Origin of the sequence: Novosphingobium sp. FKTRR1 (genome assembly GCF_020404405.1) — a bacterium.
Classification (GTDB): domain Bacteria; phylum Pseudomonadota; class Alphaproteobacteria; order Sphingomonadales; family Sphingomonadaceae; genus Novosphingobium.
Genome location: NZ_JAIZDA010000031.1, coordinates 1 through 16,776, shown reverse-complemented (window position 1 = coordinate 16,776; position 16,776 = coordinate 1). Strand labels below are relative to the sequence as shown.

General features: G+C 63.0%; 15 protein-coding genes and 1 tRNA gene. 6 read left to right on the top strand and 10 right to left on the bottom strand.

Annotation, left to right across the window (positions count from 1 at the left end):
• Positions 1-115: 115 nt before the first annotated feature.
• Together LDN95_RS19305 and LDN95_RS19300 are read right to left on the bottom strand one after the other, a co-directional pair.
• Positions 116-868, bottom strand: a complete 753-nt coding sequence (locus tag LDN95_RS19305) for an ArdC family protein (protein ID WP_226019203.1) — start codon at positions 866-868, stop codon at positions 116-118.
• Positions 869-1,027: 159 nt separating this feature from the next.
• On the bottom strand, positions 1,028-3,046 hold the full coding sequence (locus LDN95_RS19300) for a ParB/RepB/Spo0J family partition protein (protein ID WP_226019202.1): 2,019 nt from the start codon (positions 3,044-3,046) through the stop codon (positions 1,028-1,030).
• A 25-nt stretch (positions 3,047-3,071) separates the two neighbouring features.
• Between LDN95_RS19300 and LDN95_RS19295 the strand changes: the two genes are divergently transcribed.
• Positions 3,072-3,695, top strand: a complete 624-nt coding sequence (locus LDN95_RS19295) for a helix-turn-helix domain-containing protein (RefSeq protein ID WP_226019201.1) — start codon at positions 3,072-3,074, stop codon at positions 3,693-3,695.
• Between the two features lie 6 nt (positions 3,696-3,701).
• Entirely contained in the window at positions 3,702-4,292 is a 591-nt protein-coding gene (locus LDN95_RS19290) for a PIN domain-containing protein (RefSeq protein WP_226019200.1), read from the top strand.
• Here LDN95_RS19290 and LDN95_RS19285 read toward each other — a convergent pair whose 3' ends face one another.
• The 6 genes from LDN95_RS19285 to LDN95_RS19260 form a co-directional block, all read right to left on the bottom strand.
• Complete coding sequence (locus LDN95_RS19285) at positions 4,293-5,990, bottom strand: strawberry notch C-terminal domain-containing protein (protein ID WP_370631719.1); 1,698 nt, start codon at positions 5,988-5,990, stop codon at positions 4,293-4,295.
• Between the two features lie 201 nt (positions 5,991-6,191).
• The gene (locus LDN95_RS19280; RefSeq protein ID WP_226019198.1) at positions 6,192-7,196 is read right to left on the bottom strand and encodes a tyrosine-type recombinase/integrase; all 1,005 of its coding nucleotides are present in this window, start codon (positions 7,194-7,196) and stop codon (positions 6,192-6,194) included.
• On the bottom strand, positions 7,193-8,107 hold the full coding sequence (locus tag LDN95_RS19275; protein ID WP_226019197.1) for a tyrosine-type recombinase/integrase: 915 nt from the start codon (positions 8,105-8,107) through the stop codon (positions 7,193-7,195). Before LDN95_RS19275 ends, LDN95_RS19280 begins: the two co-directional genes overlap by 4 nt.
• A complete protein-coding gene (locus LDN95_RS19270; RefSeq protein ID WP_226019196.1) occupies positions 8,101-9,648 on the bottom strand; it encodes a tyrosine-type recombinase/integrase in 1,548 nt (515 codons plus the stop codon). Before LDN95_RS19270 ends, LDN95_RS19275 begins: the two co-directional genes overlap by 7 nt.
• A 145-nt stretch (positions 9,649-9,793) precedes the next feature.
• Positions 9,794-12,259 carry a strawberry notch-like NTP hydrolase domain-containing protein gene (locus tag LDN95_RS19265; protein ID WP_370631718.1) on the bottom strand — a complete coding sequence of 822 codons (2,466 nt, stop codon included), beginning with the start codon at positions 12,257-12,259 and terminating at the stop codon, positions 9,794-9,796.
• Positions 12,260-12,332: 73 nt separating this feature from the next.
• Positions 12,333-13,229, bottom strand: coding sequence for a toprim domain-containing protein (locus tag LDN95_RS19260; RefSeq protein ID WP_226019195.1), 897 nt, complete (start codon positions 13,227-13,229; stop codon positions 12,333-12,335).
• 124 nt (positions 13,230-13,353) lie between these two features.
• Between LDN95_RS19260 and LDN95_RS19255 the strand changes: the two genes are divergently transcribed.
• Complete coding sequence (locus LDN95_RS19255) at positions 13,354-14,001, top strand: lytic transglycosylase domain-containing protein (RefSeq protein WP_226019194.1); 648 nt, start codon at positions 13,354-13,356, stop codon at positions 13,999-14,001.
• A complete protein-coding gene (locus tag LDN95_RS19250; protein WP_226019193.1) occupies positions 14,002-14,223 on the top strand; it encodes a DUF5818 domain-containing protein in 222 nt (73 codons plus the stop codon). It begins immediately after the preceding gene.
• On the opposite strand, the gene LDN95_RS19245 is transcribed toward LDN95_RS19250, so the two are convergent.
• Entirely contained in the window at positions 14,211-15,485 is a 1,275-nt protein-coding gene (locus LDN95_RS19245; RefSeq protein ID WP_226019192.1) for a site-specific integrase, read from the bottom strand. The two genes, LDN95_RS19250 and LDN95_RS19245, sit on opposite strands and share 13 nt — an antisense overlap.
• 94 nt (positions 15,486-15,579) lie before the next feature.
• On the opposite strand from LDN95_RS19245, the gene LDN95_RS19240 reads away from it, so the two are divergent.
• Positions 15,580-15,661, top strand: a tRNA-Lys gene (locus LDN95_RS19240).
• A 169-nt stretch (positions 15,662-15,830) separates the two neighbouring features.
• Here LDN95_RS19240 and LDN95_RS19235 read toward each other — a convergent pair.
• Positions 15,831-16,040: a hypothetical protein gene (locus LDN95_RS19235; RefSeq protein ID WP_226019191.1), complete on the bottom strand. Its 210-nt coding sequence runs from the start codon at positions 16,038-16,040 to the stop codon at positions 15,831-15,833.
• Between the two features lie 160 nt (positions 16,041-16,200).
• Between LDN95_RS19235 and LDN95_RS19230 the strand changes: the two genes are divergently transcribed.
• The gene (locus tag LDN95_RS19230) at positions 16,201-16,527 is read left to right on the top strand and encodes a GIY-YIG nuclease family protein (protein ID WP_226019190.1); all 327 of its coding nucleotides are present in this window, start codon (positions 16,201-16,203) and stop codon (positions 16,525-16,527) included.
• The last annotated feature ends 249 nt before the right edge of the window (positions 16,528-16,776 follow it).

Genomic DNA, 16,776 nt, shown 5'->3' with positions numbered 1-16,776 from the left:
AGAACGCACCCATTGCGCGCCTGCGGGACGGTGGTCATCAGGCCGGACTACGCCAGCTTATGGATAGCGCTTCATCCGGCCTGATGACCCCCTGCGTTGCGCCAGAACATACCGTTCAATGAAGCGTCAGGCACGGTGCAGACTGTCCAGATAAGGCGACAAGTTCTTCGGCAGCATAGGCCGCAGAGCCGAAGCGGTTCTTGAGATTGCGCCCGAGCCGGCTCGCATGCCCGGTCCAGTGCGACAGCTCGTGCGCGAGCGTCGCGTAGTAGTGATCGAAGCCCGTGAACAGGCTCACTGGTGGCATCGTGATCCGGTCGATGCCGGGCTCGTAGTAGGCTTCTGCACCGTGTGTCCGCAGCTGCGCCGGGATCGACGCAAAAAAGGCATCAAGCTCCGCCTCGCGGCCTTCGGGTTCGACGAGATCGAGGGTCGCGGCTGGACGGAAGTGCGACGGTAGCCCTTCGACCTGATCGGCATTGAACACCGGGTAGGACTTGAGCACGCGGCGTGCCTCCTCGCTGCGCTCGCCGGTATCCGGGGCCTCGACCTCCTTGGTGTAGCTCTTGTAGAAGATCGCGATCGTCGACTTCTCGCCCTTGCGGACCTGCCCGCCGAGTTCCTGGGCCTGCCGATAGGTCATCCAGAACGGTGAGGCGTAGCCGCACATGTCGGCGACCATCCAGAGCCAGAAGCAATTCATGCCCTTGTAGGGAATCCCGCAGGCCCGCAGGGGCCGCGAGACGGGCACGCCGCGCCAGGGCTGGACCCAGGGCTTGGTCCCTGCCTCAAGCCGGGCGATGATCTCCTGGGTGATGCGGGCAGCGGGCGAGAGGGCATTGCTCACGCGCGAACGGAACTTGGTCATGGGTGCGTCTCCTGATCGGTCACCCGTGGGCGCTCCTGCCCACGGCTTCCGCCCCCAGGGGCGCCTCCTCTCCTCTTGCTGAACGAACGAAGCCGCCCCTCGGGGATTGCCCGAGGGACGGCTTCGAGGGTCCGCGACTGTCAGCCTGTCAGGAGGAGGTCAGGCTGCCAGATCGCAAGGGGAGGCTTCGGATGGGCCGGCGTTCGCCATGCCATCCGATGGATCAGGCTGCTGGTCTTCGGCCAGTGCCTTGTCGACGTCGCTCTGATCGTCGACCGCCGCAGCGCCGCCGAACCGCATCACATCAGGCACCCACGCCAGCGCGCGCTCGCGTTCGGCGACCTCCGCGATCGTCGCTCCGGCGAAGATCCGCTCGGCGCTGGCCGCAAGGTCCGACTTCTTGACCGACATGTAGCGGGACGCGAGTTCCGCGCCGCCGACGTCGCCCAGCGCTTCGAGGATGACCTGCTTGGGCACACGGTCGAAGTAGTTCGCCGCCGTCGGCCGCCACCACTGCGCGATGTCGATGCCAATCAGCGCGCCGAGGTGATCCTGGAACGGGACCCGGCGCTCGCCGCTCATGTTGAGGCTGGCTTCGAGCGAGCGGGCAACGACATGGCCGAGCCATGCCGCGCGGGCTTCGTCCGGGAGCGCGCGGAACCGGTCGAACCGTTCGCACTGGTCGCGCCCACTCCGCCAGGTCTCATCGAGACCGGCCCTGAGCTCGACCAGCGCCCGCGTCGCCGCTGCATCGGCAGGCTCGAAACCGACCAGCGGGCCACTGGGCAGGCCGCCCCGGATCGTGGAGGCCGTGCGGGCCTGCCAGTCATGGCTGTCGGCATCGGCCAGCGTGAAGACCATCACATCGAGCGCCAGCGCGGGATCGGACGCGAGGTGCAGTGCGAGGACATCGCGCCGCTGCATGGCGAGCTCGTCGACCAGGCGCCGCGACAGCGTGGCGCGACGGGGGCCTGCCTCGCCATCCGAGCTCACCACCTCGATGCTGTCTTCACCTTCTGCAGCGGCAACGTTGCGCTCCCCGTAGAAGACCGGCTGCAGGACCGGCTTGCCTTCGCGCGACAGCGTGAGGATCATGCCGGCAGAGCCCTTATGGTCGTCGGGCAGGACCGGCGGACGGTTGCGGATGTCCTGCGTCTCTCGCTCGATCGCCGCGATGGCGGCTTCGGCCGCCTCGATGGCTTCGGGCGCGCTGTCCTCGTCCTCGAGGACAGCGGCATGCTCGTCCCACGACGCATCGAGTTCCTCGAGCCGGGCGGTTTCGGCCTCACTCAGCGGCGCCGGCTCTGCCGGAAGCCGTACGAGGCCTTCAACAAGGTCGTGGCTCGCATAGGGATCGAGCGTCGGCTTGACCCACGCGAGACCATTCTGCTCGGCGAGCGTTCGGGCTTCTTCCGCCATCTTCTCGGCCGCGAGCGATTCCAGCAGCGCCACGTCGACCCAGCTCTCGGTATCGGCATTGTCGAAGAGCTCGCGCTCGATCCGACCGCCTGCGGCGACGTAGGCGTCGCGGCCGACCAGCCTCGCCCGCGGATCGCTGCCACGGACCGTGCCGGTGAGGACCATGCGGCGGATGCTGTCCGGGGTCGGCGAATAGTATGCCCCGGAGATCTCGGTGAAGACCCGCGCCTGGATCTGCTGGTCCGAGGTCGCGCCATAGGCCTTGGCCATATCGAGCGTGATCTCGCCTGCCGCGAGGGCGTCGAAAACCACCGGCGCCAGCGTGGCAAGCCGAAGCCGCCCTTCGACGAAGCGGACCGTCAGCCCGAAACGGCGCGCGACCAGTTCGGTCGTTGCTCCGCCTTCAATGAGTGCGGCAAACGCCTGCGCTTCGTCGGCAGGGTTCATGGCGAGACGGTGGAAGTTTTCCGCGAGACTTGCTTCCGGCGCAGCTTCATTGTCCGCACTGAGCACGAGGCACGTGACCGCATGATCGCGGGGCAGCACCTTGTCTTCGGCAAGCGCCAGCATCGCCCGGCGGCGGCGCTCGCCGGCTTCGACCTCGAACTTGCCCTTGGCGCCCGCACGCACCACAAGGTTCTGCAGCAGCCCATGCGCGGCAATGCTGGCCTTGAGCTCTGCATCCGCAGCGGCATCGGTGTGGCGGCGAACATTGCGCGGCGAGGCAACAAGCTTGTTCAAAGGGATTGTCTGAAACATCGGCTTCACTCCTGACTGTGAACCCATGCCCGACGCCGACCATCGACGCCTGACAGGCTCATCAGGGCAAAGCCCCCTCCCCTCTCTCCATCCCAGAAAGGCGGTATTGCGGCCTATCCGTGGTGGGAAAATTCGTTGCGAATATTTCGAATATATGCGATCTATTATTCCCAGCTTTTTCGAGGATGCCATGACCCTTCCAGCCCATGCCGAGCCTTTCGGCGGACGGATGCCTTCGGCCGATGATCGCCAGATGGCAAACCAGTTGCGTCGGATTCTGGCGGCACAGAAGGCAGGCGAAGCCGCGCTGCGGCTTCGTGCGCCCGGAGATCCGAGCCCGGTCGACGTTACCTTGACGCCCGCCATGTCGGACCTGTTTCTGGAGCTCTTGCGACATGTCGGCAGCGGTCACGCAGTCACGCTGGTGCCGATTCAGGAACTGCTCACGACGCAGCAGGCTGCCGACCTGCTCAACGTCTCTAGGCCCCACCTGATCAAGCTACTCGAGCAAGGCGCGATGCCCTATTCACTCGTTGGTCGCCACAGGCGGGTCAGGGCTCAGGATGTCTTCGACTACAAGGCAAAGCGCGACGAGGAGCGAACGCAGGCGCTCGACGCCCTGATGGCTGACGATGCGCATCTGATCTGAAAGGCGATGTTCGCAAATCGCTACACCGCGCTCATTGACGCCTGCTCGCTCGTCAGCGTTTGGCGGCGCAATCTCCTCCTCAGCCTTGCCGAGGCAGAGTTCTTTCGCGTCAGGTGGTCACCTCGGATCCTTGCGGAAACCGAGCGAACATTAGCGCGGCTACAAGCCGACCGGGGGTTCGCCGACGCGCGCGAACGCGCTGCGCGCGCCATCGCGAGCATGACCCGCGCCTTTCCGGAAGCACTCGTCGAAGATTTCGACCGGCTGCTCGGCAATCCTGTTGGCCTTCCCGATCCGAATGACGAGCATGTCGTTGCCGCAGCGCTCAAAACGCAGGCTCAGGCCATCGTGACCGAAAACCTTCCCGATTTTCCGGCAAGCGTTCTGGGCTCGCTCAACCTCGAAGCGCGCAGCGCGGACGAGTTCATCGCTGACACGATCGCGCTTGAAGAAGGGCTCGCGATCTCGGCCATTCGCAGATTGCGTCAACGACTGCAGCGGCCCGAGATGCAGCCGGAGGATCTGCTGCGCTCACTCGAAGCGCACGGTCTTTTGGAGACCGCTTCGATCCTCGCGCCGCATCTCGGAGCCCTTTGATCAGCGCAGCGGGTTTCCTTCAGCAAGCCGCTCCAACACCTGTGCTGCCCCCTCCAGCGGCACGAATAGCCGGGTCTGGAAGCGGATGATTTCCGTGAAGCAGCCTTGGGCCTTGTACCAGTCCAGGCGGCTCGCAGACCAACCCGTGAGCTCCAGTCGCTGCGAACCATTGACGAGACGGCGCTGGAGCATGAGCGCTTCGCGAGCTTTGACCGCTATCGGCCGGCCGCCGGCGAGCACAGCCCGCACGAGGTCATCCGGTGCGATTGACGGCGCAGCATCAAGTCCCAGCGCGCCGCAAATGTCTGCGACGGCATGGAGCGGCACCTCCCTCCCGAGCAACGACTGACCGTCGCTGGCCGATATCCGACAGACCCGGACATGGTCCGCCGGGAGCTTATCCCAAACGGGAAGCAGCAAGCCCGTCGCGAGATGCAGGCGCTCGCGCTTCAGCGATGACAGCGCTTCGTCAACCTCGGCTTGCCATGCAGTGCGGAAAGCAACGTCATCAACAGGTTCCCAGCGGCTTTCCGCAAGTTGGTCAGCAGTCAGATGACCGCGCTTCAATGGACGGACCAGTTCGTAGCGGGTGATGCGTGTGCCGTCATCGCCAAGGAGACTTCGGGCCGGAACCAGCAGCGCGGCCCTTCCTGAGCGCACATTGCGAAGGAAATGCTTGCTGCCCCGCGCGCCTTCCAGTTGGTTGAGACGCTCCAGCGTGAGCGGTTTGAGCGCGCGGGCGATCTCCAATTCGAGGAGATGCGTTGTTGCCCCGGAGACACTGTCGGTGCGCAGCAAGGTATCGGAGAGAACCTCGAAGCTTTCGACCGCGATGGTCTCGAGCCCGAGGTCGAGCGTGCCCGCAGCTCGGGCCGCATCGATGCGGGCCTCGACCAAGCCCAGAAACTCGTCAAAGATCCCGTTCTGCAGGGCGATGGGCAGGGCAAGGATGCGATTGAGCCAACGCTGGATCGTGGGCAGGTCGTCGACCATACCGCCATCGGGACCTTCGATCCTGAGCCCGGTCAGATCCTGAAAGCGTCCAAGGCTTACGGCTTCCAGCTTTCCGGTGAACAGAAGCCCGAACCAGCGCTGCAGAGCATCCTTGGCATAGACACTTTCGAGGTTGTCGGCCGGATCGAACAGGTTCTGCCCGCCAGTCTGGCGCTGGCCGCGTGTCAGGGCACCGAGGCTGTCGAGACGTCGCGCAATCGTCGAGATGAAGCGGCGCTCGCCGCGAACATCGGTCGTCACTGGCCGGAACAGCGGGGCTGAGGCCTGATTGGTACGGTTGGTACGGCCAAGCCCCTGGATCGCCGCGTCGGCCCGCCAGCCCGGCTCAAGCAGGAAATGGACGCGCCGAGCCTGGTTCTTCGCCGCGAGGTCCGCATGATAACTGCGGCCGGTACCGCCTGCGTCAGAGAACACGAGAATGCGCTTGTCGCCATTCATGAAGGCCTGTGTCTCGGCGATGTTGGCCCGCGGTGTCCGTGATTGCAGCCGCTGCCGCCCATCGGAGCCGACAACGAGACGGCGTGTCCGACCCGTGACCTCGGCCACGTTGTCCGTGCCGAAGCGCTCAAGGATCGCATCGAGTGCCGTGGCAATCGGCGGCAGGGCGCAAAGCTGCTCGACCATCCGGTCGCGCGCCGCGAGCGCGGTCTGGCAGAGGACCGGCGCGCCATCGGCATCGCTCATCGGTTCAGAGCGGGGATTGCCGTTCTCGTCGGTGAAGACGGCCATGAGCCGCACCGGAAAGCTCTTCACGAGGTAATCGACGACATATTCTTTGCAGTCGCAGTTTATGTCGAGCGTGGCAGCGGGAGGCGCGGGTTTCCTTCGGTTTTCCATGATTTCACTCCAGATAATATGAGTGCCAAGGGGTTGTCCGGAGACGGGCTAGGCCCGCCTTCGAACGTCGGTGAGCATGGTGATCAGGGCATCGGATGGCGGCTTGAATCGCCCGGGTTTGATGGCAGGAGCGCCGTGCGCCGCGAGAATCTGCAGCTTCTCCTCGGGATCGGCGCGCAAATACGTCTCGGTGCTTTGGATGCTGGCATGGCCGAGCCACAATGCGACCTTGCGAATGTCCCCGGTCGCCGCAAGCGTGTGCATTGCGCAGGAATGTCGCAGCACGTGCGGTGTTACGCGCTTGCCAAGGATCGACGGCTGCTTCTCTGCTGCGGCCTTGACGTGCTGGGCCAAACGGAACGCAAATCCGTCGCGGGTCATGGGTTGCCCGCTGGCATTGAGGAATATCTCGGTGACCTCGGCTTCGGGGCGGATCGCAAGCCATGCGCGTAATGCGAACTGGGTCTCCTTCCAGAGCGGCAGGACCCGTTCACGCCGACCCTTGCCCATGATGTGCACGGTGGACAGGGAGCGGTCCGGGAAATCGCGCAGTTGCAGCGTTACGAGTTCCGACACCCTCAGCCCGCCAGCATAGGCCAGATGCAACATTGCGCGATCGCGGGTGCCAAGGCGTGTCCGCGGATCTGGGGCATCGAGCAAAGCCTTGATCTCTGCCCGGTCGAGATAGTCGATCAGCGCCTGGTCAGTCTTCTTGGTCGGGATCGATCTGACGCGGAGAGCCTGGTCGAGGCAGGCCGGAATCCGATATTCGATGTACCGGAAGAAGGATCGGATCGCGGCGAGCCTGCCATTGCGGGTCCGCACGCAGCTGCCTCGGCCGGTCTCGACATAGTCCAGGAAGGCCATGATCATGTCGGTGCCGAGATCCTCGATCGCGAGGTCGGTCGGCCGGCGCTTCAGCCGATCGGCAGCGAACTGGACGAGGAGGACGAAGCAGTTGGCGTAGGTCTTTACCGTGTGTGGGCTGACGGCGCGTTCGCGCGGCAGATGCTCACGCAGGTATGCCGAGAGATGCGGAGCGAGCGCCGTCATGCCGCTTCTCCCCGGTAAAGCTGCTCGCTCGCAGCCGCGATGTCGCGCAGCAGCACCGGGGTGGCCTCGAGATACCAGTACGTGTTGGCGACCGACGCGTGCCCCAGATAGACGCTGAGTCCTGCCATGTGGTGTGCGATAGCTTCCCGGTCGGGCGGGCAGGCCTCAAGGGAACGCACCGCAAATGTGTGCCTGAGGTCATGGAGTCTCATGCCTGACTTGCCCGTCGGTCCTCGATATCCGAGGTGACGCGCAAGCCTTACGAAGACAACGTGCGCTCTCGTCTTAGTCGGCGCTCGTCCCCGGATGGAAACGAATAGATCGCTGCCCGTGGCCCCGAGCTTCTTGCGCATGGCGAGGTAGGCTTCGAGTGCTTGGCGGGTCGATGGCTGCAATGCGATCAGCCGCTGCTTGCCGAATTTGCCATTGCGGACGATCAGGCCATCCTCGACAAGGTCTGTGCATTGTAACGCCAGAGCTTCGGATATCCGCAGGCCCGTCGCTGCGAGCAAGCCGAACAGGTAATGGTAAGTGTGGGGGCTGATCATGTCCTGCGGCGGAACGTCCAACGCCGCCGTCATGATCGCCCGCACCTGATCCGGTTCGATGATGGTAGGCGTCGGACGAGGTCTCTTGCCTCGACCGAAGACACCCGCGGGGGGAACCTCGTGAACTGGATCATCAGCTTGGATAAAGCGGCTGAAGTTGCGAACGGTATCGAACCTCCGGCGGGCCACATTTTGCGAACTCGCCGTGTGGCACCAGTCGTAGACCCGCTGGACTTGGATGTGCCGGTCGCCGAACCCTCCGGCGTAGGCGGCGTACAGGCGCAGCAAGCGTTCCTGTTCGGAGAACTTCCGTCCCAAGCTGCGATGGAGCGTGACGTATCTGGAAATGTGGATGTTCAGCATGACTGTTCTCCCGGCCAGGGCTGCGCGATCTTCATGAGCATCGGCAGATCGACCTTGGCGTAGATGGCAGTGGTCTCGGGCGAGCTGTGACGCAGGATGGTCCCGACGGACTCCAGGCCTGCGCCCGCTCGCAGCAGGTTGGTGGCAAGCGAATGCCGGAATATGTGTGACCCGGTCGGCACCCCATCGATCCCACCGCGGTCGCGCGTACGGGCGACGATGCCGGCGATCTCGGCGGACGAGCGGAATGGCCGAAACGGGGCTTGTGCGCGCAGAAACAAATGCTCTTCGGCGGCCTTCGGGCGGGCTGTCGCGAGATATGCCAGGATCGCGTCACCGACATCCTGCGGCAACGGCAGTCGGTCCGGCCGACGCGCCTTGCCCTTGACCGTCAGGTGGCCGGATCGCCAGTCGATATCCTCAAGGCGCATGTCCTGAATATCACCGGCGCGCAGCCCAAGTCTGGCGAGCAAGAGTATGATGGCCTTGTCCCGGACCTCCACCGGACGATCTGTTGGACAGGCCGCAATGATCCTCTCGATCGTTGCCGGGTCGACGTGGCGCGGCAGCTTCGAAAGGCGGTAGCGCTGCACCGATGGAACTGCATGCAACAATGCAGGCCGGCACTCACCACGCACGACCAGAAACCGGATGTAGCTCCTCATTATCGTGACGAGCAGCGATGCCGAGCCCGGCGTCTCCTTGCTTCGTCGCTGGAATGCGCTCCTGAGTCCGGCGGCATCCCATAGCGAAGGCTCGCCAAGCATTGGCATCAGCCGTCTGATATCGGTCCGGTAGCGCCGGATCGTCTCGTCCGTGGCGCCGCGGTGTTGCTTGAGCCATGCCAGGTAAGCCGACATGTGCGGGTTATCGTCCGCCACCGGTTCAACCAATGGGATGGCGTCTCGGCCTCGCAGGAACACAACGAAGTGCCGTGCGCATCGCCCCCGCCGCTTGGTGCCTGTTGCGACCAACTGGCCCCTCTTGCGCCAGACCGGGCATCGGCAATCATGCGCGGCGTACTCGTCGATGATCGTGTCGTCGATATCGATCCATTGGCGTCGCGTAACACGAAGCCAGGCCACGACATGCTCGGCCTCGGATCGATAGGACTGCGCCGGGCCCTCGGCGAGTTGCAGGCAATCGATCGCATCGGAATAGTCAGCGAGGTGCCGTGGCAAATCGTCGATCCCGTCGTCGACTTCGACGTAGCCTTGATCCTCCAGGAACCGGACGAACCGCCTGACCCTTGCTGCTTGGTCAGCCTTGTAGTGCGCTTGCTGTGCCGAATACCGGTGGCACCGGCACCGATGCTTCTCGAACCGCCGAACAGTCCGGTCGTCGATCGTGCGGATCGCGATCCCGTGCAGGTCCAGCCAATGCAGGAAATGGCGGACCGCCGCGCCAAACAGAACCGCGCAGCCTGACCTCTCGTCGAGCGACAGAGAGGAGAGGAATGCGGTGAAAAGGGTGCTGTGACTGGTCGGGTCTTCGACCCGGAGCGGGGCCGCTCGAAACGGCAATGGTGATCTTGTTCGCATGTTGGTTCCTTCGACTTGCTGAGGTCGACGGAACCGTAGTTATCTGGAGTGAAATCATGGAAAACCGAAGGAAACCCGCGCCTCCCGCTGCCACGCTCGACATAAACTGCGACTGCAAAGAATACGTTTAATGTTGAGCTCAACATTAGACATACTCGCGCGGGCTGAGATCGATCTCGAGCGCTTCGCGTTCCTCGTCGGACAAGTCGGCAAGGCGGCGGTCGAGCATGGCTTCCGCCGTCGAGACGAGCTGGACCACCACGGCATTGCCCTCGGCGACCGCGGTATCGATGGCAGGCAGCAGGCTTGGCAGCTTCATCGAGAGGAGCAGCTGCGCGAAGAAGCGCTGCTTGGTGCCTTCGAAGACCGAGAACGCGGCAGACTTGGCGCTGCTGTTGAGCGTGCTGCCGGTATCGGCATCGACTATCCGCGTTGCCTCGAGGGCATCGCGCAGATTGGCGTGGATGATCGCCCAGGCATCGGCGTAGGCGTCGTAGACCGCGATCTGGTCGGCGCTCAGGGTGTGCTCGAGGATTTCGTACTCGACACCGGCGAACGACAACGCCCGCGCGGTGTAGAGCCCCAGTGCCTTCAGGTCACGAGCCACGAGCTCCATAGCCGCGATACCACCAGCGCGAATGTCGGTGACGAACTCCTCGCGGGTCGCGAACGCGGTCTCGGGTCCCCAGAGACCGAGGCGGGTGGCATAGGCGAGATTGTTGACGTCCGACGCACCGGTCGCTGAAGCATAGAGTACACGAGCGCGCGGCAGCATGTTCTGGAGCCGCACGCCGGCCACGCCCTGCTCAGACCCCTTCACCTTGCCGCGCGAGCCTTCACCGCCAGCGGCATTGGCCATTGCGTGCGCCTCATCGAAGACGATGACACCGTCGAAGTCCTCGCCGGCCCAGGCGAGGATCTGATCGAGCCGGGTCGCATCTGAGCGGCCCGAGCGAAGCGTCGGATAGGTCACGAAGAGGATGCCTTCCGGCATCATCACGGGACAGCCGAGCTTCCAGGTCGCCAGGGGCTGGATGTCGATGGGGAGGCCTCCGAGCGCGGCCCAATCGCGACGCGCATCTTCGAGCAAGGCCTCGTTCTTGGAAATCCAGATATGCCGACGCTCGCCCTGCACCCACCGGTCGAGAATGACGCTGGCAACCTGGCGGCCTTTGCCGGCACCGGTGCCGTCACCGAGGAAGTAACCCATGCGATAGGCCTTGCCCTCGGCGCTCGGCACCAGAATGCAGCCCTTGTCCTCGGGCATGAAGAGACCCGGCAGATCGCGCGCATGGGCGCTTGCTGCGTAAATGAGGGTCTCGATCTGTGCGGCAGACAAGAGTCCTTTGGCAACGACGTGACCGGGGAGCCTGGGAACGACGGAAGGGACGGGCGCAGTGATCGATCCCATGGCGACCGATTCCACAAGCGGTGTCGGATGATCGGCTGCACCTGGTATCGCGATGCGGCTCGGGCGGTAGGGCAGATAGTGGCCGACCTGCTCTGGCGTCGCGGCCGGGACTTCGAGCGCAGAAAACGCAACCGGCGCAGTTGCCCCAGACCGCGATCCTGGATTTGCCGCGAGTGGCATCGGCCGTGCAGAGGGCCGAAGGAGCGGGATAGCCTTTAGCGGCCGGGGCGGCGTCGCGGTGAGCGATGGCGGCGATGAGCGAGCCGGTACTGTATCGACGAGCGCACAGAGGTCACGGAAGTCAGATGCACGGCCGGTGACTGGCTCGCTCGTCACATCGAGCTTGTCTATCACCAGCAGCCTGGTCGTGATGGAGGTACCGTGCATAACGAACCCGCGCTCGATGATGAGATCGAGGCGGATGGCTGCAGGCTTGGCCGACCGGGCCAGGAAGCCTGGCAGGTCGAACCACTCGGGAAGGATCGCGGCAAGGCGTCCTCCTGCCGCAAGCCGGTTCCATGCCGAGCGCAGATGCCGCGCCGCGGTCCGGCCATCCCGCCCGCGTTCCGCGCTCCACGAGTATGGTGGGTTCATCAGGACGGCCTGCGGACGGATTGCCCGTGCAAGAAGCTCGTCGATGAGCTCACCATCATGGCTGGAAACGCTGGCTGCGGGGAACAGACGAGTAAGGCAGTCGCAGCGCAGCCCGGAGATCTCGTTAAGCGCGAGCCGCGCGCCAGCCTTGTCCGCCCAGACAGCAAGCATGCCGGTCCCAGCGGACGGTTCAAGCAGGAGCTCGCCGCGTGCAGGTGCACAGGCTCTGGCCGCCAGCCAAGCCAGACGCGGCGGTGTTGCGAATTGCTGGAGTTCGATCTGCTCCTCGCTGCGGACAGTCTGGCGGGGAACCAGAGCTTCCAGTTGATCGAAGTGCCTTGCGGCCTCGCCCGGCGTTGATCGGACATCGAGATCGGACCTCGACTGAAGCCAAAGGACCTGCGCAAGTTCGAGAGCTGCGTGGGCGTCGCGCACCGACCAGCGGCCCGCTGCGTCACTGCCGCCGAAATGTGCGGCCAGTTCGGCATTGAGGATCGATCGCGAAATCGCATCGCCGCGATCAAGTCGGTCGGCGAGCACTTGCGCTGCCAGAAAGACAGCAGGCTGGCCTGAAATGGGCAAGGCAAGAACGGGGAGAGTGGACATGGAAGCCTCCTGACGACACCCGCGCCATGGGGGTCTCAAGAAGCTCCAGGCCTCCTCCCCTCTCTTGTCCGGATCAGACTTCGATCTGCTGCCGGGCCATCAGGACATCGTTGAAGTCGGCGCCCGGTTGTTCGGGGCGATGCGTAAAGATCACGCGCCCTTCCCGCTCATAAGCTGCGCGCGCCTTGCGTTCAGCCAGCTCGCCAGCCGCATCGTGGTCGATGAAGAGATGCAGCTCGCTCACGCTCTCCGGGATCGCAACCAGCCCGAAGCGCTCGGTTCCGAGCGTCGCCCAGCAGGGAATGCTGAACAGCTCCTTTGCAGAAAGCGCTGTCTCGATCCCCTCAGCGAGCCCAAGCGTTCCGCCGCGAGGGCCGTGAAGTCGCACCGCGCCGCGGCCAAGAGCACCAAGCGCGCGCTTGGGCCCATCAAAGCGGGCAACGCGGAAGGTCTCAAACTCAAGAAACGTGCGATGAAGCGCAATGACGCCGAGATCGGTACGCACCGCGGCGAGAAGCGATGGGTGAAACCGCACCGATCCCTTGGGTCCGAGCGGCGTGCGCGGGTGATAGCGCAGATCGGGAGAGCCCGTGCGGATGGCTCGTCCTGTGAGATAGCGCTCGGCAGGGCTGTCGACGAGGCACGTCGCCTCGCGCCAAAGCCGCTGGACATGCTCGCTCGGCACAGCTTCTGGCATTGCAGTCCGGACGGGCTCGGCTCGCCCGTCGAACAGCGTCGATGACCTCACGCCGCGCTGCGCGAGCGCCGCCAGAACAGCGGCATTGGAACAGCCGGCAAAGCAGTGGAACAGGATCGCCCGCGAACCAAGCGTCACGCTGAGCGAGGGTGTGCGGTCATCATGGGCAGGACAGCGGCACATGCCGCGCGAGCCTGACCAGGAACCGTCAAGATCGGCAACAATCTGGCGAGCTCGGGCTTCAAGGCGATCAGCAACAAAGGCATTCGACATCAGGCATCTCCATCACGGATGCCACAGCCCGCGCAGCCTCCACTCTGCGCCCATCACAACGCGCTTTATCGCGCCCTATGTTCTATATATGTTCTAACTCGAGTCGGCTAGAGAAAGGTTAGGTATGACCCGTCTGCTGCTAATTGCGTTGCCAGTCGCATTGGCTGCGGCCTGGCCTTCCCGGGCATCAACTGGTGCTACTGCTCCGAATGTTTCGGCCATTGCGGCGACAGGAAGTTCGGGCGTAACGGTTCAAACCGGCGAAGGCGGTTTTGCGCTTTTGAGTTTTGGGATGTGGCCAGCACAAAAGTCTGATCGCCAGCGAAGCCGAGACCGGTCGATCGTCGAACTATCGAAACCCGCGCTAGTCTCGCACAGCAAAGTTGGCAGCTTCAGACGAGCGATCTATCTTCCACACGTTATGGCCGCAGAACGGCAATATGCCCTCCCCCCAGGCCTGCTGGATGCGCTGATTTGGACGGAATCCCGATACAACCCTTTCGCGCTAAGCAAGGCAGGCGCGGTCGGTTTGGGACAGCTGATGGCAGGAACAGCTCGACAGGTTGGAGTGCGCAACCGCTACGATCCCCTGTCAAACGTGGGAGGCGCAGCATTGTACCTTCGGACGCTGCTCGATCAATTCGGCATGGTGCATCTGGCCGTCGCCGCCTACAACGCTGGTCCGAAGGCCGTTACGCGGGCTGGCGGAATTCCACGGAACGGAGAGACGCCAATTTACGTGCGCCAGGTGCTGCGTTACTGGCGCTTGTGAATGGGAATACGTGTGAGTCAGGGACGAATTAGAGTTTCAGGAACGCTAAGCTGGGCACCGCGTGGAGCGCTTATCACGACGGTCTCCGATGAGGTATGGGTTGTAGAGGGAGACGAAGTTTCCGAGGCCCTGATTGGAATGAAAGTGACCGTCGAGGGTGTGATTACGGGCCTAGATCGTCTTCATGCGGACTGGATCGGGGCCGATAGTCAGATTTCCTGATCCTTCTCCGTTGGATACTTCGCCACGATCTGCAGCACCTCACGACCCCAAAGCGAAAGCGCCTCCCGCTTTTCGTTGGTGTATTGATGCCGGTGATAAACGCCAGCGACGCCGGCCATCGCAGTTCCGGACTGGTGGTTTAGTACAGCCTCCGAAACGACCAGAGCGATACCAAGGCGCTGCAAGCCCGTCGCGACCGTCCGGCGAATATCGTGCATGGTGAAGTGTCCGGCCTCGTAGCCTAGCTTCTCGTCCACGCCCGCTCTGATCCGCTTCCAGGCCTTGGATAATCCGCTGACACTGTTCGTATTTGTGACCTTCGAAGCCAACAGAATCCGGGATTGCTTGTGAGCATCGTCGGGATCGATGCCAGCAGCCCGGAATATCTCGGTGATCACTGCAAGAGCCTGCGTGGATAATGGCACCAAATTGGCCTTGCCGTTTTTTGCTCGATCACCTGGGACAGTCCAGACCTTGGCTTTGAAATCGAACTCGTCGCACGCCGCATCGAGCACTTCGCCTCGGCGTTGAGCCGTAAGGAGAAGCATCTGCACGAGATGACCGAACGGATATCCATCCTCGACCGCAGATTGCCACAGCGCAGCAAGCTCACGGTCACTGAGTACACGGTCCCGAGGCTCATTCCGCTTCGGCCGCCATGCATCCCGGCAAGGATTGGCGGGCATATGCTCCAATCTGGTAAGCGCCCAAGTGTAGAAAGTTGAAAGATGGCGATACACGATCCGCGCCATCGTCAGGGTTTCCTTGCCCCGCTCGAACGCAATTTTCTCAACGAAGCGGCTCACGTCACTTCGAGTTATGGAGTCCGCGAGCCGGTCTCCAATTTCAGGCTCGATGTACTTTCGGAATACCCGATCGAACTCCCTCGCGCTCCGCTTTTTGCCCTCGATCTGCTGCGCAAGGTACGTCTCGTAGAGCTCAGCGACTGTCCCGACGCCTTTTGACCCCTTCCTCTTTGCACCCGCTTTTCTGGCGATGCTCTTACCTTGCTCGACATCCACGAGCAGATCGCGGGCCTTCTTGCGGGCATGAGCCAGTGTAAAGCTCGGGCCATGGCGTCCGATCGTCACATTCAACCATTTGCCCTGCACCCGCTTGCGCAGAATGTACGTCTTGATACCACTGGCACCCATGCGGAGCCTAAGGCCGGAGACGATGCCATCGGCGAGCTCAATCTGACCCGCAGTCGGCGCCTTCAGCCCTGCGATCTTAGCATCCGTCAAACCTACTTTGTTCGCCATATGTACCTGCTACCTTAGGTAGCTTTTTGTAGTGGATACCCGCGAACATTTCAAGAACAATGCGGACTCTGAATCGCAGAATTCCGCCATTCTTGGACACGTACGGATGTGCTAGGACCCTCTGATCATGGCTCTTAATCAGCGGGTCCTTGGTTCGAGCCCAAGTGCGTCCACCATTTTTCAATAACAATAACAGCCGCTTACGCAGCACCTTTGCTAGGCCTACGCGGCGCTACGTTTTGCGCTCTAGCGCATTTCTAGCGGCAGCGGCTCACAGCAACGCCCCGCACCCGAGGGCGCGAGGCGCTGCGCAATGTCCGAAAGTGGGTGGGAAGCGGACGTTTTTCAATCGTCCTCTTCAAGGCGTATGCAAGCGCGGAAAGCACCACCCTCTTTGTCTTGCCGGTGCCAAATCTCAACGACCTTGTAGTATCTGAAATAGCCGGGCGGGGTATCGATTGAGAGATATTCGCCGATGCGGGGCAAAAACTCGAACTCCGCCATAAACAGCGGTTCCAAGGCGTCTACGTGGTCAAAGGCTTCTACCACCGGCATGCCGATCCCTAATCAAGGCGCGGGAAGGTCTACAACTGGGCGGAGGCTGCCTGTCTCGTTCTGGTGGGAAGCGGACGTTTCCTCCTCCAAACCCCCGTCGCCCCGTGCTTGACACGGGGCTTGGCTTTCCTTGCGGCCTCGCGTTTGGCATGACTGCCCGATGGAAAAGGGCGGCTGGGTCTATATCATGGCGAACCGCTATCGTGGCGGGATGTACGTTGGCGTCACCGCCGATCTGATGCGGCGCGTGTGGCAGCATCGTGAAGGTATGGGCTCAAGCCACGTAGACGACTTTGGCAAGGCGAGGCTGGTTTACGCCGAGCGCCACGAAGAGATCGAACCCGCCATCGCTCGTGAGAAACTGGTCAAGAAGTGGCGGCGGGAATGGAAATTCGCGCTGATCGAAGCCGACAATCCCGATTGGTTGGACCTTTGGGACCAGTGGTATCCGGCGGCGAATGCGCTGCGCGGCGACGTGAAAAAGTAGCCAAGCCCCGTGTCAAGCACGGGGCGACGAAGGTGTTGCGTTTTGGTGCGTTGACGTCCGCAACCGGGCGTTTGCAGACATACTGACTCTGCTTGTCCCGCCACGCTGGTTCACCGTCAGCGTGTCAATCGGCGTCCAATCGGGACCCCCTATCGGCGCGCAAAAGGGACCCCCTTTGCGTTGCGAGGATCGGTTGATGCTGGGCGCAGGTTTCGCGCTGCTGGCGGCGTAGGGAGGGCGTAGCCCGAC